The 25,737-nt window shown below is 62.2% G+C and carries 17 protein-coding genes and 2 pseudogenes; 14 read left to right on the top strand and 5 right to left on the bottom strand.

Annotated features, from left to right (window positions below):
* Nucleotides 1-184 precede the first annotated feature (184 nt).
* The 7 genes from DDQ68_RS02795 (at nt 185) to DDQ68_RS02765 (ending at nt 13,105) form a co-directional block, all read left to right on the top strand.
* Nucleotides 185-1,579 carry an FAD-containing oxidoreductase gene (locus tag DDQ68_RS02795; RefSeq protein WP_109654625.1) on the top strand — a complete coding sequence of 465 codons (1,395 nt, stop codon included), beginning with the start codon at nt 185-187 and terminating at the stop codon, nt 1,577-1,579.
* Between the two features lie 171 nt (nt 1,580-1,750).
* Nucleotides 1,751-3,100 carry a sugar MFS transporter gene (locus tag DDQ68_RS02790; protein WP_109654623.1) on the top strand — a complete coding sequence of 450 codons (1,350 nt, stop codon included), beginning with the start codon at nt 1,751-1,753 and terminating at the stop codon, nt 3,098-3,100.
* Between the two features lie 229 nt (nt 3,101-3,329).
* Complete coding sequence (locus tag DDQ68_RS02785) at nt 3,330-7,052, top strand: DUF4394 domain-containing protein (RefSeq protein WP_109654621.1); 3,723 nt, start codon at nt 3,330-3,332, stop codon at nt 7,050-7,052.
* 79 nt (nt 7,053-7,131) lie between these two features.
* Nucleotides 7,132-7,377 (top strand): PID-CTERM protein-sorting domain-containing protein, encoded by a 246-nt coding sequence (locus DDQ68_RS02780; protein ID WP_245897263.1) that lies wholly within the window; start codon nt 7,132-7,134, stop codon nt 7,375-7,377.
* Nucleotides 7,378-7,520: 143 nt separating this feature from the next.
* The gene (gene xrtX / locus DDQ68_RS02775; RefSeq protein ID WP_109654618.1) at nt 7,521-8,087 is read left to right on the top strand and encodes an exosortase X; all 567 of its coding nucleotides are present in this window, start codon (nt 7,521-7,523) and stop codon (nt 8,085-8,087) included.
* The gene (locus tag DDQ68_RS02770) at nt 8,077-8,532 is read left to right on the top strand and encodes an XrtX-associated membrane protein (RefSeq protein ID WP_109654616.1); all 456 of its coding nucleotides are present in this window, start codon (nt 8,077-8,079) and stop codon (nt 8,530-8,532) included. Before xrtX ends, DDQ68_RS02770 begins: the two co-directional genes overlap by 11 nt.
* 496 nt (nt 8,533-9,028) lie before the next feature.
* The gene (locus DDQ68_RS02765) at nt 9,029-13,105 is read left to right on the top strand and encodes a T9SS type A sorting domain-containing protein (protein WP_162549762.1); all 4,077 of its coding nucleotides are present in this window, start codon (nt 9,029-9,031) and stop codon (nt 13,103-13,105) included.
* 100 nt (nt 13,106-13,205) lie between these two features.
* Here DDQ68_RS02765 and holA read toward each other — a convergent pair whose 3' ends face one another.
* A complete protein-coding gene (gene holA, locus DDQ68_RS02760) occupies nt 13,206-14,267 on the bottom strand; it encodes a DNA polymerase III subunit delta (protein WP_245897261.1) in 1,062 nt (353 codons plus the stop codon).
* A gap of 149 nt (nt 14,268-14,416) precedes the next feature.
* Here holA and tyrS point away from each other — a divergent pair, with 149 nt between their 5' ends.
* Nucleotides 14,417-15,730 (top strand): tyrosine--tRNA ligase, encoded by a 1,314-nt coding sequence (gene tyrS, locus DDQ68_RS02755; RefSeq protein WP_109658297.1) that lies wholly within the window; start codon nt 14,417-14,419, stop codon nt 15,728-15,730.
* A gap of 193 nt (nt 15,731-15,923) precedes the next feature.
* On the opposite strand, the pseudogene DDQ68_RS24375 reads toward tyrS, so the two are convergent.
* Together DDQ68_RS24375 and DDQ68_RS02745 are read right to left on the bottom strand one after the other, a co-directional pair.
* Nucleotides 15,924-16,094 (bottom strand): annotated as a pseudogene (locus DDQ68_RS24375) (BF3379 family histone-like protein); the annotation flags it as partial.
* A 253-nt stretch (nt 16,095-16,347) separates the two neighbouring features.
* Nucleotides 16,348-17,595 carry an aminotransferase class I/II-fold pyridoxal phosphate-dependent enzyme gene (locus DDQ68_RS02745; protein ID WP_109654609.1) on the bottom strand — a complete coding sequence of 416 codons (1,248 nt, stop codon included), beginning with the start codon at nt 17,593-17,595 and terminating at the stop codon, nt 16,348-16,350.
* A gap of 215 nt (nt 17,596-17,810) precedes the next feature.
* Here DDQ68_RS02745 and accC point away from each other — a divergent pair, with 215 nt between their 5' ends.
* Nucleotides 17,811-19,322, top strand: coding sequence for an acetyl-CoA carboxylase biotin carboxylase subunit (gene accC / locus DDQ68_RS02740; RefSeq protein WP_109654607.1), 1,512 nt, complete (start codon nt 17,811-17,813; stop codon nt 19,320-19,322).
* A 462-nt stretch (nt 19,323-19,784) separates the two neighbouring features.
* On the opposite strand, the gene gpmA is transcribed toward accC, so the two are convergent.
* A complete protein-coding gene (gene gpmA, locus DDQ68_RS02735; RefSeq protein ID WP_109654605.1) occupies nt 19,785-20,474 on the bottom strand; it encodes a 2,3-diphosphoglycerate-dependent phosphoglycerate mutase in 690 nt (229 codons plus the stop codon).
* A gap of 110 nt (nt 20,475-20,584) precedes the next feature.
* On the opposite strand from gpmA, the gene DDQ68_RS02730 reads away from it, so the two are divergent.
* The 5 genes and pseudogenes from DDQ68_RS02730 to DDQ68_RS02710 all read left to right on the top strand — a co-directional run bounded on the left by DDQ68_RS02730 (nt 20,585) and on the right by DDQ68_RS02710 (nt 24,709).
* Nucleotides 20,585-20,830 carry an amidohydrolase family protein gene (locus tag DDQ68_RS02730; RefSeq protein ID WP_109654603.1) on the top strand — a complete coding sequence of 82 codons (246 nt, stop codon included), beginning with the start codon at nt 20,585-20,587 and terminating at the stop codon, nt 20,828-20,830.
* 187 nt (nt 20,831-21,017) lie between these two features.
* Nucleotides 21,018-21,975, top strand: a pseudogene (locus tag DDQ68_RS02725) (IS701 family transposase).
* A gap of 459 nt (nt 21,976-22,434) precedes the next feature.
* A complete protein-coding gene (locus tag DDQ68_RS22440; RefSeq protein ID WP_162549760.1) occupies nt 22,435-22,713 on the top strand; it encodes a hypothetical protein in 279 nt (92 codons plus the stop codon).
* 18 nt (nt 22,714-22,731) lie between these two features.
* Entirely contained in the window at nt 22,732-23,298 is a 567-nt protein-coding gene (locus DDQ68_RS02715; protein ID WP_162549759.1) for a transposase, read from the top strand.
* A 430-nt stretch (nt 23,299-23,728) separates the two neighbouring features.
* The gene (locus DDQ68_RS02710; RefSeq protein ID WP_109654596.1) at nt 23,729-24,709 is read left to right on the top strand and encodes an aldo/keto reductase; all 981 of its coding nucleotides are present in this window, start codon (nt 23,729-23,731) and stop codon (nt 24,707-24,709) included.
* 129 nt (nt 24,710-24,838) lie between these two features.
* Here the strand turns inward: DDQ68_RS02710 and DDQ68_RS02705 are convergent, their stop codons facing one another.
* The gene (locus tag DDQ68_RS02705; RefSeq protein WP_109654594.1) at nt 24,839-25,564 is read right to left on the bottom strand and encodes an NADPH-dependent F420 reductase; all 726 of its coding nucleotides are present in this window, start codon (nt 25,562-25,564) and stop codon (nt 24,839-24,841) included.
* Nucleotides 25,565-25,737: the final 173 nt, after the last annotated feature.

Genomic DNA, 25,737 nt, shown 5'->3' with positions numbered 1-25,737 from the left:
CGGCCATTTTCCTCAAAAGCCCACTTGGTCGCGCACCGGAGGGGCTTTACTTATGGGGGCCCTTGCCAGGGGCCCTAACGGGGGTCCCGGCGCGCAATTTTCTACCTTGCGGGCACGGCCGGCGCAGCACCGCGGGCCGTTTATTGGCACTCACGTTATTGGCACTCACGCAAAACCGCTCCTCATGAACCAATCCTTCGATGCGCTGATTATTGGGGCCGGCCAGGCGGGCCCGCCGCTAGCCGGCCGGCTCACGGCCGCAGGCTGGACGGTGGCCCTTGTGGAGCGCCAGGACTTCGGCGGCACCTGCGTCAACACCGGTTGCACGCCCACCAAGGCCCTCATTGCCAGCGCTAAGGCCGCATACACCCTGCGCCAGGCGGCGGACTACGGCCTGCCGCCGGTGGGCGACTTCGCCGTGGACCTGGCCCCGGTGCAGGCCCGCAAAGACGCCATTGTGGCGGCCTCGCGCGACGGAATTGAGAACTGGCTGACGCACATGCCCGGCTGCACCGTGTTTCGGGGCACCGCCCGGTTTGTATCGGCCACCGCCATGCAAGTAGGCGACGACGTACTGGAGGCCAAGCACATTTTTCTGAACGTGGGGAGCCGGCCGGCCAGCCCGCCGCTGCCCGGCATCGGGCAGGTGCCGCACCTCACCAGCAGCAGCATTTTGGCGCTGAAGGAGTTGCCGACGCACCTCGTCATTGTGGGCGCGGGGGCCGTAGGACTCGAATTTGGGCAGATGTTCCGGCGGCTGGGCGCGCAGGTCACCATCATGGAGCGCAGCCCGCGCCTACTCCCGCACGACGACGAGGACGTAGCCGCTGCCGTGCATGAAATACTTACTAACGAAGGTATTACGCTGCGCCTCGGGGTCGAGTGCATCAGCCTGGGCCAGGAAGACGGGCAGCCCGTGGTTCGGGTGAACTGCAAACAAGATGCCTCGCCCAGCCGCGGCTCGCACCTGCTGCTGGCCATGGGCCGCCAGCCCAACACCGACGACCTAGCCCTGGAAAAAGCTGGCCTGCGCGCCGACGCCCGCGGCTTCATTCTGGTCGATGAGCAGCTGCAAACGGCAGTGCCCGGCATTTGGGCCCTGGGCGACTGCAACGGCCGCGGCGCCTTCACGCACACGGCCTACAACGACTTCGAAATCGTGGCCGCCAACCTGCTCGACCACGACCCGCGCCGCGTCAGCGACCGCCTGCCCGCATCGGCCATCTACATCGATCCGCCCTTCGCCAAAGTTGGCCTCACGGAGGCCGAAGTGCGCGCCGCCGGCACGCCCGCCTTGGTGGGCAGGCGCCCGATGACCAAAGTGGGCCGAGCCGTGGAAAAAGGCGAAACCCAGGGCTTTATGAAGGTGCTGGTGCACGCCGAAACCGACCAGATTTTAGGCGCCAGCATCGTGGGCGTAGGCGGCGACGAGGCCATCCACTGCATCATCACGGCCATGTACGCCCGGCAAACCGCCGCCTTCATGCGCCGCAACGTATTTATCCACCCCACCGTGGCCGAGCTAATTCCGACGGTATTCGGCGAGCTGAAACCGCTGGCCGCGACCCCCGAACAGTAGCGCCCCGGTGGGCGGAAGCCCCGGGGCCCCGGGGCGGGGATACCGAACAGAGTCATAGTCCCTGCCTTGCTGCGGGCCGGGCGGCAAACCATTTGGGGCGTTGCGGCTTGTTCCGCCGGCCCGGGGCTTCACCGGGGCCTCATTTCATTTTTTGCTTCCTTTCCCGCTTTTATGGTGCTTTCTACCGCTACTCCTTCCCTGGCGCCGCCGCCGTTCACCGAGCGGCGCTACGTTGTTACCCTCATCTTCGTCGTGTCGCTGTTCATGCTCTGGGGCCTGGGCGTCACCATGACCGACATCCTCAACAAGCACTTCCAGCAGGTGCTGCACGTGAGCAAGGCCAACTCGGCCTACGTGCAGGCCGCCACCTTCGGGGCCTACTTCGTGATGGGCCTGCCCGCGGGCTGGTTCATGAAGCGCTTCGGCTACCAGAAAGGCGTTATCCTGGGCCTAAGCCTGTACGCGGCCGGGGCCTTTTTGATGGTGCCGGCCGCCAACGCCGCCTCGTTCACCTTCCTGCTCATGGCCCTGTTCGTGCTGGCCTGCGGCCTGGGCACGCTCGAAGCCGTGGCGCACCCGTTCCTGGACGGCCTGGGCGACCCAGCCAGCTCCGACCGGCGCATCACGTTCTCGCACGCCATCAACGGCATCGGGGCGGTGTCAGGGCCCCTCATCGGGGGCTACTTCGTGCTGCGCGGCAACCACGCGGCCGGCGACTTGTCCTCCGTGAAGGTGCTCTACACCATCATCGGAGTGGTAGTGGGCAGCGTCGGGCTGTTGTTTGCCTTCGTGAAAGTGCCCCAGCTCAACGCCGAGCACACGCCCGAAACGCGCCTGGGGGCCCCCAACGAAACGCCCACCGACCTGGCGGCCGACAAAAGCCTGTTCCAGCACAAACACTTTGTGTGGGCCTGCGTGGCGCAGCTCTTCAACACGGCGGCGCAGGGCGGCACCTGGGCGTTTTTCATCAACTATGGCACCGATTACATGGCCCTCAAGCCCGGGCCGGCCATCCACGGGTTCTGGCAGGTGGGCACGCTCCTCAGCCGCACCGTGGGCCTGGTGCCCGGCCTGCCCCACCTGGCCAACGATGTGGCCGCGTACTTCTTCTCCCTCAGCCTGGTGGGCATGATGCTGGGCCGCTTCCTGGGCACCTACCTCATGCAATACATTGCCCCCAACCGCCTGTTGGCCTTCGCGGCCGTGGCCAATATCGTCATGTGCCTCATCGTGGCGCAGCACTGGGGCTGGGTGTCATTCGGGGCGCTCATCGGGCTCAACTTCTTCTTCAGCGTCATGTTCCCGATCATTTATAGCTTAGGGCTCAAGGATTTGGGTAGGCACAAGCAACTGGCCTCGTCGTTCATCGTGATGGGTGTGGTGGGCGCGGCGCTGTTTCCGCGCTTCGTGATGGGGCCGGTGGCCAACACCAGCGTGGCCCACGCCTACTACCTACCCATTATCTGCTACGTGGTGGTGTTTGTGTACGGCGCGAAGTTGTATAAAGCGGGGCGCGGCTAAGCGCCCCAGCTAGCCGGCGCCTGTTGGGCGGGAACAAATTTTTTAATAAAAATTTAATGAAAAAAGGATAAAAACAGGTGATTAACAGCACATCCTTATATTACTTCACTGCGTACAATTTAGCGCCTTACGCGTATTAAAATCCCTGGTTCGGTAGCACCCAGGATTTATAAAATAAGATTTTGCCAGTAGTAGCAGTTGTTAGTTTCCCATCCCCAAACTTTTTTTCATGAAAACATTCGTACCGTTTTCACCGTCGCAAAATTTCTCAGGTCGGCCCTGGCTCGCTACCCTCGGCCTCGGGCTAGGCTTGCTAGCTACCACCCCGGCCCTCGCTCAAACGCCTACCATCTACGGCCTGGGCACGCTGAGCCAGGCAATTAAACCGAATACCGATCCACTCTACCCTGCCGGGGCACCGGCGGGCGCGCAAGGCATTTTGCCCATCAACGCCGATACTGGTACTCCGGGCGCTTTTCCTACCCTGATTACGGGGGTCGCGGCTGGACAAACGCTGGTTGGAATGGACTATCGCCCCAACACCGGTACGCTCTACGCCCTAGGTTACGACCCCAACATTGCATTTGATGCAACGCAGCAGGTTTTTAATGCCCAGCTATACGTACTGGACCCCACCACGGCAATAGCCACCGCCGTTGGCACCACGGGCATCTCGCTGAACCTAGGTACCAACGTCACCCGTATCGGTTTCGATTTCAACCCTACCGTGGACCGCATCCGCGTGGAGGGCAGCAGCATGCGAGCTAACTACCGGCTCAACCCCAACACCGGTGGCATCGCCGCCTTCGACAGCCCTCCCCTACTGACTTATAATACTGCGCCGAACAACGCGTATGCACCAGTCATTGGCTCGGTAGCCTACACCAATTCCTACGCCGGCAGTACCAGCACGGCTCTTTATGCACTGGACATCCCGGGCGTGGGCGCCAGTGACCAAGAGGCCATTGCCCCGAACAGTGGCTTACTATCGTTCCAAAGTCCGCCCAATGGCGGGATTTTGACTAACTCTAAGGCCGTGACGCTGGACGGAAACCAGTTCGGTAGCCCCGTGGCGGCGAATGTGGATGTGTATTACGACCCCACTTCCGGCACTAACAAGGGTTACCTGACTTATGTAAAGGCAAGGGCTGCCAACGGCACTTCGAGTAGCGACTTCTACGACTTCGACGTGAGCACCGGGGCCGCTACCAATAAGCGCAACATCCTTTCCGCCTCCCTAAGTACCCCCTTTGACATCCGCGACATTGCGGTCGTTATCGCCGCACCTACCCAGCCGGCGCTGGTAGGGCAGTTGCTGTACGCGGTGGCCGGCGGCAACTTGATTTCGTTCGATTCGGGGGCCCCGGGGAACATCCGCTCGGCGGTGAATTTTGGCGGCGGCATTACCGCTGGCGAAACCACAGTGGGCATTGATTTTCGCCCCGCCACCGGCCAGCTGTTTGCCCTGGGCTACAACGCGACGGCAGGCACGGCCACGGTGTACGCTGTGAACATAACCACGGGAGGCCTTACCGCCGCAGGTGCAGCCATTCCGCTGGCCCTGGGCGCGGCCACCGACCGCGTGGGTTTCGACTTCAACCCCACCGTGGACCGTATCCGCGTGGTGGCTACCAACGGCAACAACTACCGTCTCAATCCTAATGACGGGACCCTCGTGCTCAAGGACGGTAACCTGACGGCTGGAGCTACGGTGGGCGCCGTCGCCTACACAAACAGCAGCAGCGCCGCCAACAGTACCGCCCTCTACGACTACGACGCCGTAGCAGGCCAGCTTTACCTCCAAAACCCGCCCAATAACGGCACCCTTGTGGCCGTGGGCGCCGCCGGGGGCCCCATGAGCGCCGACGGGGCCGATTTTGACATCTTCAACACCCGCGGCACCACCACCAACGCGGCCTTCCTGGCCGTGGCGCCCGGCGGCACGGCTGGGGCCCCCAACTTCGACAACCTCTACACTGTGGACCTGACCGCGGGCACCGCAGCCGCCGTGGGCCACATCGGCCTGGGCAGCAATGTGAGCGGCCTCACCGCTTTCATCGCCATCGGCACCGCCCTCGCCTGGAACGGCTCGGCCGACACCAACTGGGCCAACGCCGCCAACTGGATGCCCAACCGCGTGCCCACCAACGTGGACGATGTGACCATTCCCGGCGGCATGCCCAACCAACCCGCCGTAAGCGGCAGCCAGGCGGCCCGCTACGTAGTGCTAGCCAGCGGCACCACCATCACCTCTACCGACGGCTCGACGCTGACGGTGGGCGGCAACTTCACCAACAACGGCAGCATGCTGCTCGGCGCGGGCTCCGGCACCATCACCCTGGCCGGCACCGCCGCCCAGGTCATCGGCGGCACCGGCACCTCGGCCTTCCAAAACCTGACCGTGGGCACGGCCCCCGTCAGCCTGGCGGGCACCGCCGCGGTACGCCGCGTGCTGCTGCTCAACGGCAACCTCACCGTCGCCGGCCAGTCGTTCACGCTGCTTTCGGATGCCACCAACTCGGCCCAAGTGGTGAATGCCGCCGGCAACGTCACGGGCCCCGTCACAGTGCAGCGCTACATTGATGGCGGCATCAACAGCGGCGCGGGCTACCGCCACTACGCCGCGCCGGTGACGGGCTCCACGATGGCCAACCTGGCCACCAGCGGCTTCGTACCCGTGGTGAACCCGGCCTACAACACCGCGGCCATCCCCAGTCAGGTGCGGCCCTTTCCCAAGGTATTCGGCTTTGACGAGGCCCGCATCAACACCAGCGGCAACCCCACGCCGCAGGATTTTGACAAGGGCTTCTTCTCGCCCGGGGCCCTGTCCGACGCCCTCACGCCCGGCCAAGGCTACGTTGTGAACATTCCCGCCTCGGAAACGGTGGACTTCGTGGGCACGCTCAACAACGGCGACGTGGCCCGTACCGGCCTCACCCGCGGCGGCCAAACTGAGTCGGGCTGGCAGCTGCTGGGCAACCCCTATCCTTCGCCCATCAGCTGGACCACGACCTATAAGGACGGCGCTACGGGCCTGTTCAATGCCGTGTACGTGGTGAAATCGACCGGCCAGTACGCCGGCGGATACGCCAGCTACGTGAACGGCGTGGGCACCAATGGCGGCACCGACCAGATTGCCACCGGCCAGGGCTTCTTCGTGCGGGTAGCCGCCGCCGGCACCCCCGGGACCCTTACCTTTAAAAACAGCGGCCGCCTGACCAGCTACGCCAGCCCGGCCTTCCAGCGGGGTGATGCCACCGCGGCGCCGCTCGTGCGCCTGGCCTTGCGCAACGCCGCCGGCCGCGCCGATGAGACCGTGGTGTACTTCGACGCCACCGCTACCGCCGGCTTCGACGCCGCCCTCGACGCCTACAAGCTTAACCCCGCCGGGGCCACGATGGCCCTGGCCACCGCCGGCCCCGAGGCGCTGTCCATCGACGCCCGCCCCGCCCTCGGCACCGCCGATGTGCTGGTGCCGCTCTCAGTGCGAACCGAAGCTGGCAGCTACACCCTCGCCGCCGCCGAACTGCTACGCCTGCCCACCGGCACCAAAGCCTTCCTGCGCGATGCCCTCACGGGCAGCGTAACCGACCTCTCCCAGCAGCCCAGCTACCCGTTTGCGGTGGTGGCCGGTGCTTCGGCCACCGGCCGCTTCAGCGTGCTGTTCACCACGCAGGCCGTGCTGGCTACGGCCCCCGCAGCCCTCAGCAAGCAGGTGAACGTGTTCCCGAACCCGGCCCGTGGCACGGTGTCGGTGGGCCTGCCCGCTTCCCTGGCCCGCCAAGCCATCGACGCCACGCTGGTAAACGCCCTGGGCCAGACAGTGCTGCGCGCCACACTGCCCGCAGGCACCATGTCGCAGCTGGCCCTGCCCGGCGTCGCCCGCGGCGTGTACACGCTGCGCCTGCTCACAGCCGAAGGCACCGTCAACAAACGCCTCATCGTCGAATAATTGCCATTGGCTACGAGCCCGGGCCCCTGGGGTCCGGGTTCAAGCTGCTTTTTCCTTCCCACGGGCTTTGTTCCTGATTATGAAAATCTTATTCCTCGTTTCGCTCCGCACTCTCACCGTTGGCGCCGTACTGGCGCTGGCCGCTGGTGTTTCCCTGCAAGCCCGGGCACAGGGCTCCACCGGCCCCACGCCCACTGATCCCCTCCCTACCGACCCACCCGTTACCCCACCCACGGCCGTGCCCCTCGACGGGGGTGCCTCGCTGCTGCTGGCCAGCGGCGTGGCCTACGGCGTGCGGGTACTGCGCCGCCGCCGCAAAAAATAGCTGCCGCTACGTTGCGCCGAGCCCGGGGGGACCCCACCAACCGTGGAGCCCACCCCCCCCCGCCGGGCCTTGGTGCTTATGGCCAGTATTTCCTTTTAGACTTATTGCTGATATTGACTGACAACTTAGATAATTACGCGCTTATGAAGCTTTCCCTACCTTCCCCTTCGCAGCCGGACCGACCCGCGCTGCGCTTTTTGCTGGTATTTGCTACCCTTTACGCTCTGTGGGCGCTGGGCTACGACGGCCTGGTGGGCCCCGACGGCCGCCTCGACCACGCCCTGTCGGCTAACCTGGCGGCCGCCGCGGGGGCCCTGCTCCGGGCGGTGGGCTTTGCTGCCGGCACCGCCCCGGCCAACCCCATACTGGTGGTGCTCAACGGCCAGCCGGTCGTGTCCGTCGGCGACCCGTGCAACGGGCTGCTGATGTACGCGCTGTTTGCGGGCTTCGTGGTGGCGTTTCCGGGGCCCTGGTGGCACAAGCTCTGGTTTGTACCGGCAGGCATCCTGGCCATCTACGCCCTGAACGTGGGGCGCGTGGCCCTGCTGGCCCTCAACCACGCCTACTGGTACCATTCCGTCGATTTCAACCACCACTACACCTTCACATTCGTGGTGTATGGGGCCATCGGGGCCCTGTGGATGCTGTGGGCGCGACGCAACGCCAGCGGCTTGCTGGTGGCTACCCCGGCACTGCAAGGTGCCCGCTAGCGTCGCCCGCTCACCGGGGCCCTACCGCCTGCTGGTGGCCGCGCTAGTGGCCTTGCTGCTGGGCCTGGGCCTGTTTGAAGAAGAAGTTTTTGACGCGCTGGGCCACCTCTGGCACCCTGCTGGAGCCCCGGCGGCCGTGCCCGGCATCACCACCCACGGCTGGCCCGTGGCCATCAGCTACCGCCTCCTCTATGCTGTGCTGAACGTGGCCCTGCTGCACCTGCTGCTACACGGCCGCTACACTGTGGCGGCCGTGCTGGCTTACACCGCGGGCTACGCGGCCGGCGCGGGCCTGCTGTGGCTAGGGCAGCGGGCGGGCCTGCCCATCGCCGCGCTCACCGGCCACCGGGTGCTCGACGTATTGTCATCGCCGCTGCCGGTCATGTTTGCCTACCCGCTGGCCCTGCTGACGGGCCCCAAAGCTCCTGCCCATCCCGCACTGTGAGGCGCGCGCGCGCCGGGTTGAACGATATCCGGACAAGGCGTTTAATCGGAAGCCATCTACATGCGCCGCTACTTCGTACTGACGTTAACGCGAACGGCCTCGAAAACCGGGCCGTGCTCAATACCCGCCGCAGTGGCAAAACCAGGTCCCAGACCCTCGAACGCTGTCCCCACCGGACGGCGTTTTTTTTTGCTGGGACGCATCTGCTCAGCGAGCCCGACGAGCCCGATGCCCCGCAAAAACAAAAAAACTGAGCCATTCCATTCCAAGCACTCGACCGGGTAATTAATTATTTAATCTAAGGAATGAATATGCAGCAGCAATTTTTCAGCAAACCATCTATATTGCAATTAATTAGAGCAAATTACGGTTTTGGGTAAATTATATATTGCTTTAGTACAATTATAAAACCATGATTTTCCTTTCTAATATGAGCAGACTTTTTACTACCTGCAGGCTGCCGTCAGGCGTTGCCTGGCCTTTGGGCTGCCTGCTTATGGCCCTGCTATGGGGCCAGCCATACCAGGCCCAGGCCCAGTTTCCACGTGCCGAATCGTTTCAAAACAGCACAGCAGGGGGCTTTGTGCTGGGCGGCAGCGCCACGCTGACGGCGGCCTCGGGCGGCGACCCAAACGGCGCAGGCTACCTGCGTCTGACTTCGGCAACGGCTAACCAATCGGGCTTTGCGATTGACCAGACTTCATTTCTGGCCCCGTCAGGCTTTAGCATTTCGTTTGAATTTTTTGCCTACGGCGGCAATGGGGCCGACGGCTTTTCGGTGTTTCTGGTGGACGCCGACCGCACATCGGCGGCGTCGTTTACACCGGGGGCTTCGGGCGGCTCGTTGGGCTACGCCCAAAAAGTCAGCGACCCCGTCAGCAACGGAGTACCGTTCGGGTACATTGGCATCGGCATCGACGAGTTCGGCAACTACTCCAACGCTACCGAAGGCCGGGTCGGCGGCATCAATACCCCCGAGCTAACGCCCAATGCGGTGGCCATTCGCGGGGCCGGCAACGGCCAAAGTACCACCGACTACCCCTACCTGGCCGGCAGCCCCACGCTGCCGTTCAAACTCGACGTGCCCACGGTCCGGGCCCAGGCGGGCAGCTCCGACTACCGCCGGGTGTACATCGACGTGGTGCCCGTGAACGGCACCTACCGCATCACGGTCCGCATCCAGCATGGGGCGGCCCTGGAAACAGCCGTGCGCGACTTCGTGGTGCCCGCCCCTCCGAAAAATTTGCGGATAGGCTTTGCGGGCTCGACGGGGGGCCGGACCAACGTGCACGAAATCCGCAAGCTGGCCGTCCAGCAGCTACCTTTTTTGAGAGATGACGTGGCCGGCACCGCGTACAACCAGCCCGTGTCGATTAATGTGCTCAACAACGACACTTTTACTTACGCTCCCTATAAGGCGGGCAGCGTCGATTTGGACCTCAACACGCCGGGCGTACAAAGCTCGCTGACACTGGCCCAGGGCACGTTTTTGGTGACGCCGGAGGGCATCGTTACGTTCACGCCCAGCGGCACGTTCGCCGGGGCGGTGACGCTGCCGTACACGGCCGGCGATATGGTGGACCAAACGGCATCGCCGGCCAACATCATCGTCGTGGTGCGGGGGGCCGACATAGCCAATAGCGTCAGCGGCCCCACGGCCGCCTCCCCCGGCGCGCGGGTGCAGTACACCGTCACCACGTCTAACCTGGGCCCGCTGCCGGCCACCAACGTGGCGCCGACGCTGCAATTGCCAGCCGGCTTGGGCAGTGTGGTGGTGGGCAACGGTGGCGCGTACGACGCCGTCTCCGGCCTCGTCACCTTTACCGCTAGCAACCTGGCCGCGGGCGGCACCCCGGCCACGAACACGGTCAGCTTTACCGCCCCCGCGAGCGGCTCGGTGACCGGCACCACCGCCAACACGGCCACCGAGCCCGACCCGGTGGCCTCCAACAACGTTGCTTCCATCACGACCCTCATCAGCGGGCTGGCCAATGTGGCCAGCGTGTGCGCCACACCCGGCAAAGACGGCGTGGGCAACCTAGGGGCCACCTCCGCCCCCAACACCTACTTCGCGGGCCAGCGCGTGACAACGAGCGGCAACGCGGCCAGCATCGTGCTGGGCCCGGCCCTGACGGGCGTAGGCGCAGCTACTACCCCCATCGCGGCCGGCGACCTGGTGCTGGTGATGCAGATGCAAGGCGCGCCCTTCAATACCGACAACTCCGCCGCTTACGGCAGCGGCAATGGCAATGGCAACGGCAGCCTGAACGGCAGCCAAGAGTTTACGGCCGGCCTCTACGAATACGCGGTGGCCACCACTGCTGTGGCCACCGGCGGCGGCACCCTCGTGCTGGACCGGGCGCTGGCCAACGCCTACGATAACCTTGACTACAGCGACGCCGCCAACCCCACTGGGCAGCGGCGCTTCCAGGTAGTGCGCGTGCCCCAGTACTCGGCCCTGGCCGTGGCCGACTCGGTAGCCGGGGCCCCCTGGAACGGCACGGCCGGCGGCGTGCTGGCCCTGGACGTGGCCGGCTCGACCACGTTTGCCCCCGGTGCCCGCCTCACCATGACCGGTCGGGGCTTCCGCGGCGGCGGCGGCAAGCAGTACACCGGCGTAGGCACGGGCACGACATCGTACAGCAATACCGATTTTCGGCAGTTGAGCAGCGCCACTACCACGGGCACGGGCGGTGCCAAAGGCGAAGGCACGGGCGGCACGCCCGCCTACCTCTACGACGGCCCCAGCGGGGCCCTGGTTAGCACCGGCCAGGAAGGCTACCGCAGCGGCAGCAACGGCCGCGGGGGCCCCGGCAACGCCGGCGGCGGCGGCACCGACGAGTCGCCCACTGACAACTCACGCAACACCGGCGGCGGCGGCGGCGCCAACGGTGGCCAGGGTGGTTTCGGCGGCTACGGCTACGGCTACACCGGCAACATGACCGACAACGCCCAGGGCATTGGCGGGGCCGCGTTTGGCGCCTCTGCGGGCCGGTTGGCCCTGGGCGGCGGTGGCGGCGCGGGGTCGGCCAACGACGCTGGCCTGGCCAGTAGTGGCGCGGCTGGCGGCGGCATTGTGCTACTACGCACGGGGGCCGTGGCCGGCGCAGGCCAAGTGCTGGCCAACGGCCTCAACGCTGGCCCCGCCGCCAACGACGGCGGCGGCGGCGGCGGGGCCGGCGGCGCGGTACTGGTGCTGGCCGCCAACGCCAGCACCCTTGGGGCCCTCACCGTGACGGCCCACGGCGGCAAGGGCGGCAATGCCAATGTGAACGGCGCGCAGCCCGACGCGGCGCACGGGACCGGCGGCGGCGGCGGCGGCGGCACCGTGTTCACCAACGGCGCGGTGGCGTCGTCGTCGTCGGCGGCCGGCGGGGCCAACGGCACCACCACCACGGGGGCCCTGGCCTTTGGAGCCACTACCGGTACTGCCGGGGCCTTTGCCGCCGATGCCTCGGCTAGCGGCTCGGGCACGGCGGCTTGCCTGCCGGCCCTCACGGTGGCACTGAGTACTTCCACGCCCGGCGTTACGCGCACCGGGGGCAGCGCTGGCCCGGTGGACCCGGCCCTCTATACGCTCACCGTCGCCAACACGGGCGGCACGGCCACCGGCGTCAGCGCCCTGGGCCGCCTGGCCAGCAGCTTGTTTACATACGACGGCACGTATACGCCCGTCGCGACGCTTATCCTGCCCGACGGCCGCACCGCCACGCCCACCGGCTACGGCCTGCCCGCCGACGGCGTCAGCCAGCCCACGTTCACAGGCTTCGTTCTTCCGGCCGGGGCTTCGCTCACCATCACGTTCCGGGCCACCATCGACGCGTCGGCCCAGAACGGGGTTGCGTACCAGGCGTCGGCCGAGGCCAGCTACGACAACCCGCTGCGCACGTCTGCGGCCAACGCCACCGCCCAGCCCGGCCAGAACTACTCGGGCACCACCGACACGGGACTGGGCACGGCCGGCGGCAGCGACTACAGCAGCAGCTCCAGCACGGCCGAGGACGTGACCATTCAAGTGCCGCTACCAGTGTCGCTGGCCCGCTTCACGGCCGTGGCCGCGCGCCTCGACGCCCAGCTGCGCTGGACCACCGCCAGCGAACACAACAACGACCGGTTCGTGGTGGAACGCAGCGCCGACAATACCGCGTTTGAGGCCGTGGGCACCGTGCGCGGCCAGGGCAACAGCAGCCGGGCCTTCGACTACGCCTTTCTGGACGCGGGGGCTGCGCGCCACGCGCTGGCCGGCCGGCCCCTCTACTACCGCCTGCGCCAGGTTGATTCCAACGGGGAAACCAGCTACTCGCCAGTGCGCACCGTGGCGTTTCAAACCGGCGGCACTGCTGGCCTGTACCCCAACCCAGCCAGCGCCACGGCTACCCTCGACCTGAGCAACCTGCCTGCCGGCCCTTACCAAGTGCAAGTGCTCGACCTGACCGGCCGCGTCGTGGCCGCGTATTCCCTGGCGGGCGGGGCCCAGCACCCATTGAATTTGCGCGCCCTGGCCGTCGGAACCTATCTGGTACGCGTGCACGGCGGCGCCACCAGCCAGTCGCTGCTGCTAACGCACGAGTAACGGCTACCAGCTCGGTAGCAAAACCTAAAAGTGCCCCTGGAAATAATCCAGGGGCACTTTTTATGTCTGATATCTTGCCAGCCGGCGTGGGGGCCCCGCGCTAACTCACCACGCCGGCCGGTACGGCGTGCAAAATCAACCAGACCAGCTCGCGCAGGATTTCGCCCTCGTCCATGCTGCCGCTTTCGATGCCCTTGCTCTGGGCGTCGGCCCGGCGGATGAGGTGGATGAGGTCCACGACCCGCGCCGCGGGGTAGGCTTTCATAGCGTGCTGGTACTCCTTCTGGGCAAAGCTGTTGACGATGCCCAGGCTTTTGAACACGCCGTCGGGCGGGTGGGGGCCCGCCTGATGCAACACCAGCAGCTTGCTGAAGAAACCGAAGAGCAGCGTGAGGTTGGGGATCAGCGGGTTGGCCTTGGGGTTGGCGGCGAAGTAGCCCAGGATACGGTTAGCCTTCAGTACGTCGCGCTGCACCAGGGCCTTTTGCAGCTCAAAAATGTTGTACTCCTTGCTGATGCCCACCAGCCGCTGCACCAGCTCTTCGTCGATGGCCTGGCCGGGCTTGAGGTTAAGCACCAGCTTGTCGATTTCGTTGGCCAGCCGGCTCAGGTCGGCCCCAATGTACTCGGCCAGCAAGGCGGTGGCCTGCCCGGTTATCTGCTGGCCCAGGCCCCGCACGTGGGCCGTGAGCCAGGCCGGCACCTGGCTATCGTAGAGCTTCTTGCTCGTCATCAACACCGCGCCGGGGGCGTCTTTGCCGGCCAGCAGCTTACCGAGCTTCTTGCGGCTGTCGAGAGTTTTGTGCTTGTAGCAGAGCACCAGCACGGTGCTGGCGAGCGGGTTTTTGAGGTAGGCTTCCAGAAACGGCCAGCTCCGCTCCTGCTCCAAATCAGCGATGGTCTGGGCTTCCTTCACGATGACGACTGTGCGCTCGGCCATCATGGGGAAGCGCTTGGCCTGGCCCAGCACGCCGGCCACGTCCACGTCCTTGCCGTAAATCACGGCTTGGTTGAAGCTGCGGTCGGCTTCGGGCAGGGCCATTTTCTCAATCAGGTCGGCCACCACGTCGATGTAGTACGGCTCCTCGCCCTGCAAAAAATACACGGGCTGAAACTGCCGCTGCCGCAGTTGCTTGAAAATGGCGTCGGCGTCTTGTACCAATGGGTGAATGCGTGAATGAGTGAATGAATGAACAAGCAGCCCGCTCATTCCCTGCTGGCAAAGGTAAAGCCGCCTAGTACCTTTAGGGCCACGTTTTGCGGGTGTACCAAGTTTCCATTCACCCATTCACCCATTCCCTCATTCACGCCTTGAACCTAATTGACGAACTGACTTGGCGCGGCATGCTGCACGACGCCATGCCCGGCACCGCTGAGCACTTGGCCAGCGCCGCACCCGTGTCGGGCTACATCGGCTTCGACCCCACGGCCGCTTCGCTGCACATCGGCAACCTGGCCAGCATCATGCTGCTCATGCACTTGCAGCGCGCCGGCCATCGCCCCGTGGCCTTGGTGGGCGGGGCCACCGGCATGATCGGCGACCCCAGCGGCAAGTCGGCCGAGCGCAACCTGCTCGACGAAGACACGCTGCGCACCAACCAAGCCGGCATCCGCGCCCAGCTGGAGCGGTTCCTGGAGTTCAACGACTCGCCCACCGGGGCCCTAATGGTCAACAACTACGACTGGTTCAAGGAATTCAGCTTTCTGGATTTCCTGCGCGACGTGGGCAAGCACCTTACCGTGAACTACATGATGGCTAAAGATTCGGTAAAGCGCCGCATCGGGGGCCCCGAAGACGGCGCCGCCGCCGGGGGCAGCGAGGGTATCAGCTACACCGAGTTCAGCTACCAGCTGCTGCAAGGCTACGACTTTTTCCACTTGTATAAGTCGCTGAACTGCACCCTGCAAATGGGCGGCAGCGACCAGTGGGGCAATATCACCACCGGCACCGAGCTGATTCGCCGCCTGGGGGGCCCCGAGGCCAAGGCCTACGCCCTCACCGGCCAGCTCATCACCAAGGCCGACGGCACCAAGTACGGCAAGTCCGAGAGCGGCGCCGTGTTCCTCGACCCGGCCCTGACCTCGCCCTACCAATTCTACCAGTTCTTTTTGCGGGCCGACGACGCCGACGCGCCCCGCCTCATCCGCGTGTTCACGCTGCTGGGCCAGGCCGAAATTGAGGCCCTGGAAACCCAGCACGCCCAAAACCCCGGTGCCAAAACCCTGCAAAAAGCCCTGGCCAGGGACGTCACCATCCGTGTGCATTCCGAGGCGGCCTACGAAGCGGCGCTGGGCGCCTCGCAGGTGCTCTTCGGCGGCGGCGACCTGGGGGCCCTCGACGAAGCCACGCTACGCGACGTATTTGCCGGCGTGCCCCACCTGCGCGTGCCCCGCGCAGAGGCCGGGGCCCTGAACGTGGCCGTGCTGCTGAGCGAAGCCACGGGCCAGCAAATCTTCCCCTCACGCGGCGAGGTGCGCAAGCTCATCCAAGCCAACGGCCTGAGCCTGAACGGCCAGAAAGCGACTTCGCCCGACGCGCCGGTAACCGAACTGCCCCTACTCCACGGAAAGTACCTGGTGGTGCAGCGCGGCAAGAAAAACTATTACCTCGTCGAACTGACGTAGGCCACGCCCGGCCGCGTTGGCCACAAAAAAGGCCCCACCATCTGGTGGGGCCTTTTTTGTGGCCAACGCGGCCCACCACTTACTTCTTTTTGGCCGGCGCGGCTTTTTTGGCGGCAGCGGGGGCAGCCTTTTTGGCGGCGGCCGGCGCGGCTTTTTTGGCGGCGGCTTTGGGGGCCGCAGCGGGGGCTTCGGCCGTGTTCTTCATGTTCTGCACTTCGGTGCGGAACTCCTGGGCCATCGTCTTCAACTCCTGCATGCCCTTGCGGACGCGAGTGCCGGCGGCAGCATTGTGCTTGTCGTAGAACTTGTCGAAGTCGCCTTCCAGCGAGAGTACCAGGTCTTTCAGTTTAGCAAAGTTGTTCATGGAAGTTTGGGGGTTGGATTGGGGAAAAGAAACAGGTTGAAGCATTTAGACGGCCCTAATATACAGGGATTTCAAATGCAAGCAACTTTTCGCTATTTTTCCAATGTCCCCGCATTACGCAGGAAAGCAGTTTTTAGTTGAAAAGCTGCCAACGCTGACATTCACCACTCAGTCACCCATCTTGGCATAGTGCTAAAACAAGCGCGCCGGCCGCCCACTTGGACGACCGGCGCAATGTGCCGTGGCAGAGCTTTTAGGCTATTTGGGCCGGGGTCATGGCTTTGCTGTAAAGCCCCTTATCCAGCTTGGCGGCCATGGCCTCGAAGGCCACAATCGTTTCCTGCACGTCGGCCAGCGTGTGCGTAGCCGTGGGGATGAGGCGTAGCATAATCACGCCCTTGGGCACCACCGGATACACCACAATGGAACAGAAAATACCGTGGTTCTCGCGTAAATCAAAGGTTAGGGCCGTAGCGTCGGAGATTTCACCAGCCAGTAGCACGGGAGTCACCGGCGATTCGGTAGTACCGAGGTTGAAGCCTTTTTCACGCAGGCCACTCTGCAGGGCGTGCACCACGTTCCACAGGTTTTCCTTGAGCTCGGGCTGGGTGCGCAGCAATTCTAACCGCTTTAGTGCGCCGATAACGAGTGGCATGGGCAGCGATTTGGCGAAAATCTGACTCCGCATGTTATAGCGCAAATATTCAATCACGCTTTCATTCCCGGCCACGAACGCGCCGATGCTGGCCATACTCTTGGCGAAGGTGGAAAAAATTATGTCCACGCTGTCAATAACGCCCAATTCCTCGGCCGTACCCGCTCCGGTAGCTCCCATTGTGCCAAAACCATGAGCATCGTCGACGAGGAACCGAAACGAGTATTTCTCCTTAAGCGCCACAATTTCGCGCAACTTACCCATGTTGCCCGACATTCCGAACACACCCTCCGTGATGACGAGAATGCCACCGCCGGTTTCCTGCGTGAGGCGGGTGGCGCGCTGCAGCTGCTTTTCGAGGTTGGCAATGTCGTTGTGCGGGTACACGAAACGCTTGCCCTGGTGCAGGCGCACGCCATCGATGATGCAGGCATGCGACTCGGCATCGTATACGATGGCGTCGTGGCGGGTCACCAGCGAATCAATCGTACTGAGAATCCCCTGATAGCCAAAATTCAGCAGCAAGGCATCGGGCTTACTCATGAAATCAGCCAACTCGCTTTCCAACTGCTCGTGGTAGCTCGTGTTACCGCTCATGATGCGCGCGCCCATGGGATACCCCATGCCCCAGGCCGCGGCCGCTTCGCCGTCTATACGGCGCACTTCGGGGTGGTTGGCTAGGCCCAAATAATTATTGAGGCTCCAGGTTAGCACTTCTTTACCACGAAACATCATGCGGGGCTTGATTTCACCTTCCAGCTTAGGAAAGGCAAAATAGCCATGGGCGTAGTGTGAATGCGAACCCAACGGGCCACGATTGGCCGAAATCCGGTCGAAAATATCCACTAAAGGAACGGGAATAAGGTGAGTGTAAAACGCGGGGGAACAGCCCCTCCGGAGATTGGTGTGGCTAGCCAAGACGGGCTTAATCACAAATATAACCCCCAGATGCGGTTGTACATAATTTGGGCCTAATAACCCCGTCGCCGCCGCAGAGTTTGCGGCGGGCGGACTGTTTGCCACTTTCTTTGCGGCCACACCGCCCGTTTCCCACCCGCCGCATGAAAAAAATTACCAAACTGCTCGTCGCCAACCGGGGCGAAATTGCCCTGCGCGTGCTGCGCTCGGCTAAAGAAATGGGCCTCCAGACGGTCGCCATCTACTCCGAGGCCGACCGCCAGGCCCTGCACGTGCGCTACGCCGACGAGGCCATGTGCGTGGGGCCCCCGCCCTCCAAAGACAGCTACCTGCGCGGCGACAAAATCATCGAAATCTGCTTGGCGCTGGGCGTTGATGCCATCCACCCCGGCTACGGCTTCCTGAGCGAGAACGCCGGCTTTGCCCGCGCCGTGCGCGCGGCCGGCCTCATCTTCGTGGGGCCCTCGCCCGAGGCCATGGAGCTGATGGGCAGCAAGCTGGCCGCCAAGGCCGCCGTGGCCGATTTCGACATTCCACTGGTGCCGGGCACCGAGGAAGCCATCACCGACGTGCCCGCCGCCCAGGCCATTGCTGCGCAGGTGGGCTTCCCGATTCTCATCAAGGCCTCGGCCGGCGGCGGCGGCAAGGGCATGCGCGTGGTGAACCACGCCGACGAGTTTGTGGAGCAAATGCAGCTGGCCGTGTCGGAGGCCACCTCGGCGTTTGGCGACGGGGCGGTGTTCATTGAGAAGTACATCGGCTCGCCGCGCCACATTGAAATCCAGGTGCTCGGCGACGAGCACGGCAATATTGTGCACCTGTTCGAGCGCGAGTGCAGCATCCAGCGCCGCCACCAAAAGGTGATTGAGGAGGCGCCGTCGTCGGTGCTCACGCCCGAATTGCGCGCCCAGATGGGCCGCGCGGCCGTGGACGTGGCCCGCGCCTGCAACTACACCGGGGCCGGCACGGTAGAGTTTTTGCTCGACGAAAACCACAAGTTTTACTTCCTGGAGATGAACACGCGCCTCCAGGTGGAGCACCCCGTGACGGAGCAAATCACGGGCCTCGACCTGGTGAAGGAGCAAATCCGCATCGCCGAGGGCCAGCCCCTGCCCTTTCGCCAGGAGGACCTGACCATCCAGGGCCACGCCCTGGAGCTGCGCGTGTACGCCGAAGATCCGCAGAACAACTTCCTGCCCGACATCGGCACCCTCACCACCTACGTGCGCCCCCAGGGCCCCGGCGTGCGCGTGGACGACGGCTTCGAGCAGGGCATGGAAATCCCGATTTACTACGACCCGATGATTGCCAAGCTGGTGACCTTCGGGGCCGACCGCGCCGAGGCCATCGCCCGGATGCTGCGCGCCATTGAGGAGTATCAGATTACGGGCATCGAAACCACGCTGGGCTTCGGGGCATACGTGCTGCGCCACCCCGCCTTCGTGAGCGGCAACTTCGACACTAACTTCATCCGCGACCATTTCCCTGCCGGGGCCCTCACGCCGCCCGCCCCCGACGAGGCCACCGCCCAGGTAGCCGCCGCCCTAGTGGCCCTGCTACTCGAAACCAAGCAGCCCCAGGCCCCCGCCGCTGCCGATACCGCAGGGGCCCCAGCCGCCTCGGGCTGGCGGCGCAACCGGCTCGGCGTGCGGTAAAGCAATCTTTCATATTGAGATTGTATCTGTATGGCAAAAGAACTTATCAGCAGTAGTTCAGTAAATCTGTCTTGGATATACTTAGCAGTCGATGCAGTATTCGCGTTTGCAATGCTGGCAATATTATTAGTCGATGGTTATTTCATCAGCTTTGGCTGTCTATTAGCAGTTATTTACCTCACTTATACATCGTTTTTATCCGAAGTATCTTTCAACAAAAAAGGAATTTATATTAACAGGATTTTCAAAAATGAAATACATTTTTCACATTCTAATTTTCAAATAATTGAAAGTTATTTCCTAATTTTAGGGGCCCTAAAAATCAGATTTAAGAATTCGAAATATAATTTTTCGCCAAAGCTTTCCCGCAGATTATTCGAACCCAACAACCTAAATAATTTTATTGAAGAGTGGAACAGCATATTTCGTAATACGCAAAATACTTTATAAATAGCGCCAGAGCTATTCCAAATAATAGTGCCGAATCCGGTCCAGGTTATCGTCTAGCTCATACACGAGCGGCACGCCGGTGGGGATGTCCAGGTTGGTCACTTCCTCGTCCGAGAGGTGGTCGATGTACTGCACCAGGGCGCGCAGACTGTTGCCGTGGGCGCACACAATTACCTTTTGGTTGCGGTGCAGGGCCCCCATTATTTTCTCGGTCCAGAACGGCATTACGCGCGCCATCGTCTCGGCCAAGTTCTCCGTCAGGGGCAGCTCGCGGTCGGTGAGGTGCTGGTAGCGCAGGTCGTGGCCGGGGAAGCGCGGGTCGTCGGGGGTGATGGCCGGCGGGTGCGCGTGGGGGTCGCGGCGCCACTGTTGCACCTGATCGGCGCCGTACTGGAGGGCGGTTTCGGCCTTGTTGAGGCCTTGTAGGGCCCCGTAGAATCGTTCGTTCAGGCGCCATGACTTCTGCACCGGCACCCAGAGCTGGTCCATTTCTTCGAGCGTGATGTTGAGCGTTTTTATGGCCCGCTTCAGCACCGACGTGAAGCCCATATCAAACGCATAGCCATTGGCTTTCAGCAGCTGGCCGGCCAGCACGGCTTGCTGGCGGCCGGTTTCCGTCAGGTCCACGTCGGTCCAGCCGGTGAAGCGGTTTTCCTGGTTCCAGACGCTTTCGCCGTGGCGCAGCAACACGAGTTTTTCCATGCAAAGCTTGCATTAAGTGAAGGCCGCAAGGTACTAGGCCCAGCCGTTGGGTTTGGTGAAGCCGGGGCCCCGGGCGGGCCGTCGCGCCGGGCCGCCGGGCCGTTGGGCCGTTGGGCCAACAAACTGCCCAAACCCTGCGCAACCACGCGTACCTCACCACCCGCGGTATTTTCACCCGCTCGCTGCTCGACGCCGCCCTGGCCACCTTCGGCAGCGACCGCATCCTGTTTTCCGCCGATTACCCCTACGTCCCCAACGCTCCCAGCAGAGCCTTCCTTAACGGCCTGCAAATAGCCCCGGCCGACTCAGACAAGTTGGCTTATGGAGATGCGGACATGATGTTGAAATTGGTGTAGATAAGTAGGGCCCCGACCAGGTTTGGCGGGGCCCCTAGCTTTCAGAGCGAGTTGCAGCAGTTTTCAGGTCCGTGTACAGCCCGGTCCGCCGGCTGAAAAAGCCGGCGGACCGGGCTGTACACGGACCTGAAAGACACGCTAATAGGACTTACGCAAAGGGCGTAATTTGGGCTAAAAACGACCTTTTATGCTAACTCAACGCACCTATATTGATTTTTTGCAACACCCCGCGCAACTATACGGGGACGCATTTGGCAGCCCACCTCCCGGAGGTGAGCCACGACCAAGTATACCGCTTTTTGCGTAATAATACGTTTTCTGCTAGTCAGTTACGAGAGATGGTACAGCCTTTGTTGTCCGACTCGCCCGAAGCATTTCTGTTGGTGGACGATAGGGTGCAGGATAAGCGCTATCGTCGCTTCATTGAGGTCGCGCAACGACAGTATTCAGGGAATGTACACGGGCTAGTCACGGGCATCGGGCTGGTTAATTTAGTCCACAATAGCGGTGAAAGGGGTGATTTTATGCCCCTTGACTTCCGCGTGTACGCGCCTGCTCAAGACGGGCTGATGAAAAACGACCATTTCCAAAGCATGTTCAAACAGGTGGTGGAGGAAGGAAAAATCCAGGCCCGGACGCTGCTTTTTGACAGTTGGTATGCCAGCAGTGAGAACCTGAAAGTGATTGAGCGGGCTGGTTGGACGTTTTTTACCACCTTGAAGAGCAATCGGTTAGTGCGTCTGAGCAAAGAAACGGGTTCCCAGTCGCTGGACACGCTCGAACCGCCGGCCGGGGGGGGGTGGAGCCGGGGCGTGGAAGTACGCCTGCAACAAGTACCGTTTAGGATAAAACTCTTCAAGCTGGTTGCCATAGACGGCCGCATTGAATGGGTGATAACCCATCACCTGGCGGCCCGTCTCAATCGGGAGATGGTTATCGATGCCGTACAGGTACGCTGGCAGGTGGAGGGGTTTCACCGGAGCTTCAAGCAATTAACGGGTTCCGGGAAATGCCAATGCCGCAAGGCCCAGGCGCAGCGCAATCACTTAACTTGTTGTTATTTAGCCTGGGTCTCGTTGCAGTAATATGCCCGCGCCATCGGCCGCACCATTTACCAGGCCACCTGCCTACCGTGGGCCGAATAGCTGCGGCAACAATTGTAAAATTCATCTATTTCTGTTTTACTACCTAAGACTGCGTAAGTCCTATTTAAGTATCCGTTACTAATTAGTTTGGTTCTTTGTCAAATCCCGTGGAATGGGTAACTTGTCATTTATGAACGAATTGACCTTTTACGAGAAACTGATAGGTCTGCGGAGTTAGAAATCACGCAGGTAGAAGAAAGCGCCACGAAACCACTCCTGCATGGTCGTTTCAAAAAAATCAAGGCTCTTTGCCCGGTTTATTTACAGCCTACCGGAAAAATTAACCAAACGGACGTGTGCAAATTCAGGGACCTAAAGGTTTTTGAACGAGAAGTATAGTTGTATCTGACCATTCCCCAATTGTATTACGTCACGTGTCAGCGCTATTTTTTCACTCATTCGGACTGGGTAATGCCGGGCAAATTATACACCCGGCAACAAGCCAAATAGATTTTCGAAATGTGCGAAAAGCAAGCCTTCACGCAAGTAGCGGCATTGGTAAACAGGGGTGTTAAAATCGTGGAGCGACTTTTTTATGCGGTAGCGGAAAAAGTAGTGGATTTGCCGCAGCGCTACGCCCAGGTACGGCAGTTGGGCATTGATAAAGTAGCTCACCGCAAGGGCAAGGAAAGCTACATGGGTGTCTTAACCGACTTGGAGCGGGGGATTCAGCTGGCCGTATTGCCTAACCGCCGTAGAGAGACGCTAATTACGCCTTTTGAATTGCTTGGCGCCTAATTTTGTCAGTAAATTCAAGTGGTTGCCTGCGACATATGGGTACCGTATCGTCAAGTAGCCGCGCACTATTTTCCCCAGGCTCAAACGGTTATTGACCGTTTTCATGTCGTTAAATTGCTTAATCAGCTCTTGGATATGGAGCGTAAAAAATTACGCCAAACGGAACAGGCAGAAACAGATTTTAAGCACCTTAAGTGGGTATTATTTAAACAATTCAGCCACTGTAGCGCAGACGAGCGCGCGCCATTAGCACAAGCCCGCTGTAAAGCTCCTTTACCAGCAAAGCTGTATCAACTACACGGGTCATTCCATGAATTACTGGAAGAGGCCGCGACTAAACCAGCGTTAAAGACCAGTTTAGTCGAATGGTTAACTCAAGCCAGATTACTACGTTGTGATTCGCTAAGTAAATTCACCAAAACGCTGGTTAATTGGCAGGATTCAATCGCCGCGTTTACCGACGGGAGGGTATCGAATGTGGTAACCAAAGGCATGAACAACTATTTACGGTATATGCAACGCATATCGTTTGGATTATCTAATTTCAAGAATATGCGAATGCGAATTTTAGTCGCTTCCGCTTGAATTCACAGGATTTGACAAAGAACCGAAATTTTCTTCTAAAATTAAGAAATTGATGCTCTATTCCCAGCTGGCTCAGCTAGCGCGGTTTTCAGGTCAGGGTACCGTAGTGCCCGCCTGGTAGCCCGCGTTCCCGCGTCACCAGGCGGGCCCTGACGACGACGCCCCCCCGGCTTTTCGAAAAAGAGCCGGGAGGGAGAAAAACACCAGAACGGCTCTGTCCGCTGACGCTGCAATTGCCTTGGCTTACGGCGTAACAACTTGATTTGAAAGACTTTTTCACTTCCCCTTCCCTGCCAGATAAAGCAAGCTTGCAGCAGTTTCCAAGTTGGGGTGCAGCCAGGCGCCCCCCGGCCGGATTGATGCCGCCTGCCGTACAAGGCCCGCTACCCCGCCAGCCCTTGGCGGGGCTTCACCTCAACCAGCACACAACGTGGAAAAACGCAAATTAGGGCCCGCCGGCCTCGAAGTATCGGCCCTGGGCTTGGGCTGCATGGGCCTGAACCGGGGCTACGGCCCAGCCACCGACGTGGCCGAAGCTACCCGGCTCATCCGGGCGGCGGTGGACCTGGGCATCACTTTTTTTGACACCGCCGAGGCCTACGGCGCGGCCAACGAGCAGGTGGTGGGCGCGGCCCTGGCCCCGATGCGCCACCAAGTAGTTATCGCCACCAAATTCGGCTTCAAAGACGGCGACCCGGCGCAGGGCCTCGACAGCCAGCCGGCGCGCATCCGGCTCGTGGCCGAACAGTCGCTCCGGCGCCTGGGCACCGACTGCATCGACCTGTTTTACCAACACCGGGTAGACCCCAGCGTGCCGATGGAAGACGTGGCCGGTGCGGTGCAGGACCTGATTCGGGAAGGCAAGGTGAAGTATTTTGGCCTCTCGGAGGCCGGGCCCGATGCTATTCGCCGGGCGCACGCGGTGCAGCCGGTATCGGCCTTGCAGAGCGAGTATTCGCTGTGGTGGCGCGAGCCCGAGCAGAGCGTGCTGCCCACACTCGAAGCGCTCGGCATTGGCTTCGTGCCGTTTAGCCCGCTGGGCCGGGGCTTCCTCACCGGAACCATCACCGCCGACTCGACGTTTGCCAGCGGCGATATTCGCAGCTCCCTGCCCCGCTTCGAGGCGGCGGCCCGCCAAGCCAACCTGGCCCTCGTCGACTTGCTAAAACAACTTGCCGGCCGCAAGCAGGCCACCCCGGCCCAGGTGGCCCTGGCTTGGCTGCTGGCCCAGAAGCCCTGGCTCGCCCCCATCCCCGGCACCACCAAGCTACCCCGCCTGCAAGAGAACGCCGGCGCGGCCAAGGTCATCCTCACGCCCGATGATTTGCGGCATTTAGAGCAGGCAATCAGTCAGGTAGCCATTCAGGGAGAACGTTACAACGCACAGATGCAGCAGGCAATTAATAGGTAGGTGGCGGGCGGTGCTGGCAAAGCGCCTTCCCCGCCAGCACCGCCCACCTGCTTAAACCAAAAGAGCCACGGCAACTGCCGCGGCTCTTTTGGTTGGGGGCCCCAACGGCGGGCCGGGCGCCGCACTGAGCTACTTTAGCTTGATGCCCTGCGCCGCCATCTGCTTTTCCTGCTCGGCGTGGTTGGCCAGAAACTGCGCGTGCTGGGCCGCCGTGCGCTCGTGACCCAGACTGCGCAGGTGCTCGCGCAACTTAGGTTCGGTCCAGTCGGCACCGTACGACGGGGTGCCGGGCTGCTGCCGCCACGACTCGTGCAAGCTGCCATCTTCCACGGCATCGAAGCCCAACTCCTCAACCAGGGCCATCACTTTCTGCTTGGCGGCGGCCTCGTCGCCGGCCACGGGCAGCGCAATGCGGCCGGGCGTGCCAATGGGCGTACCCGATTTTTCGAGGTGCTCGGCGTAGATATTGTTGAACACCTTCACCACCGGGCGGCCCAGGTGCTGCTGCACCCACTCGCTCTCGGTGAGGGTACCGGTTTCCAGCTCGCGCAGGTGGCCGTCGCGCAGCAGGGGGTAGTAGTTGCTGGTGTCAATCACCGGCACGCTGGCGGGCACGCCTTCAAACAGGTCTTTGGGCAGGTCGGGGATGTTGATCAGGGGAATGGTGACCACAATGATTTCGCCGTATTGGGCGGCTTCGCGGGCCGTAGAGGGGGTGGCGCCAGTTTTTTGGGCCACGTCGCCCAGCGTTTCGGGGCCGCGCGAGTTGGCAATGAGCACCGAATGGCCGAGGCTGGTGAGCCGCACGGCAAGGGCGCTGCCGATGTGGCCGGCTCCGATAATTCCTATTTTCATGACTGGTGAGGTTAATATTAGTGATAGCTGCTCTACGCAACTGCGTTTTTCAAGGCTACCTGGCCAATAGAATTGTTTGACCTGACGCTTCCAAATGACTTCGGCCAGCCCGCCACTGGCCAAATGTCTTATTCAAAAAGCCTATCCACCAAAAAGCGCCTTGCCAGCTAGTA

The sequence above is a fragment of the Hymenobacter nivis genome, from assembly GCF_003149515.1.
Taxonomy (GTDB): Bacteria; Bacteroidota; Bacteroidia; order Cytophagales; family Hymenobacteraceae; genus Hymenobacter; species Hymenobacter nivis.
The sequence above is the reverse complement of the archived record's forward strand: the minus strand, read 5'-3'. Positions and strand labels throughout refer to the sequence as shown.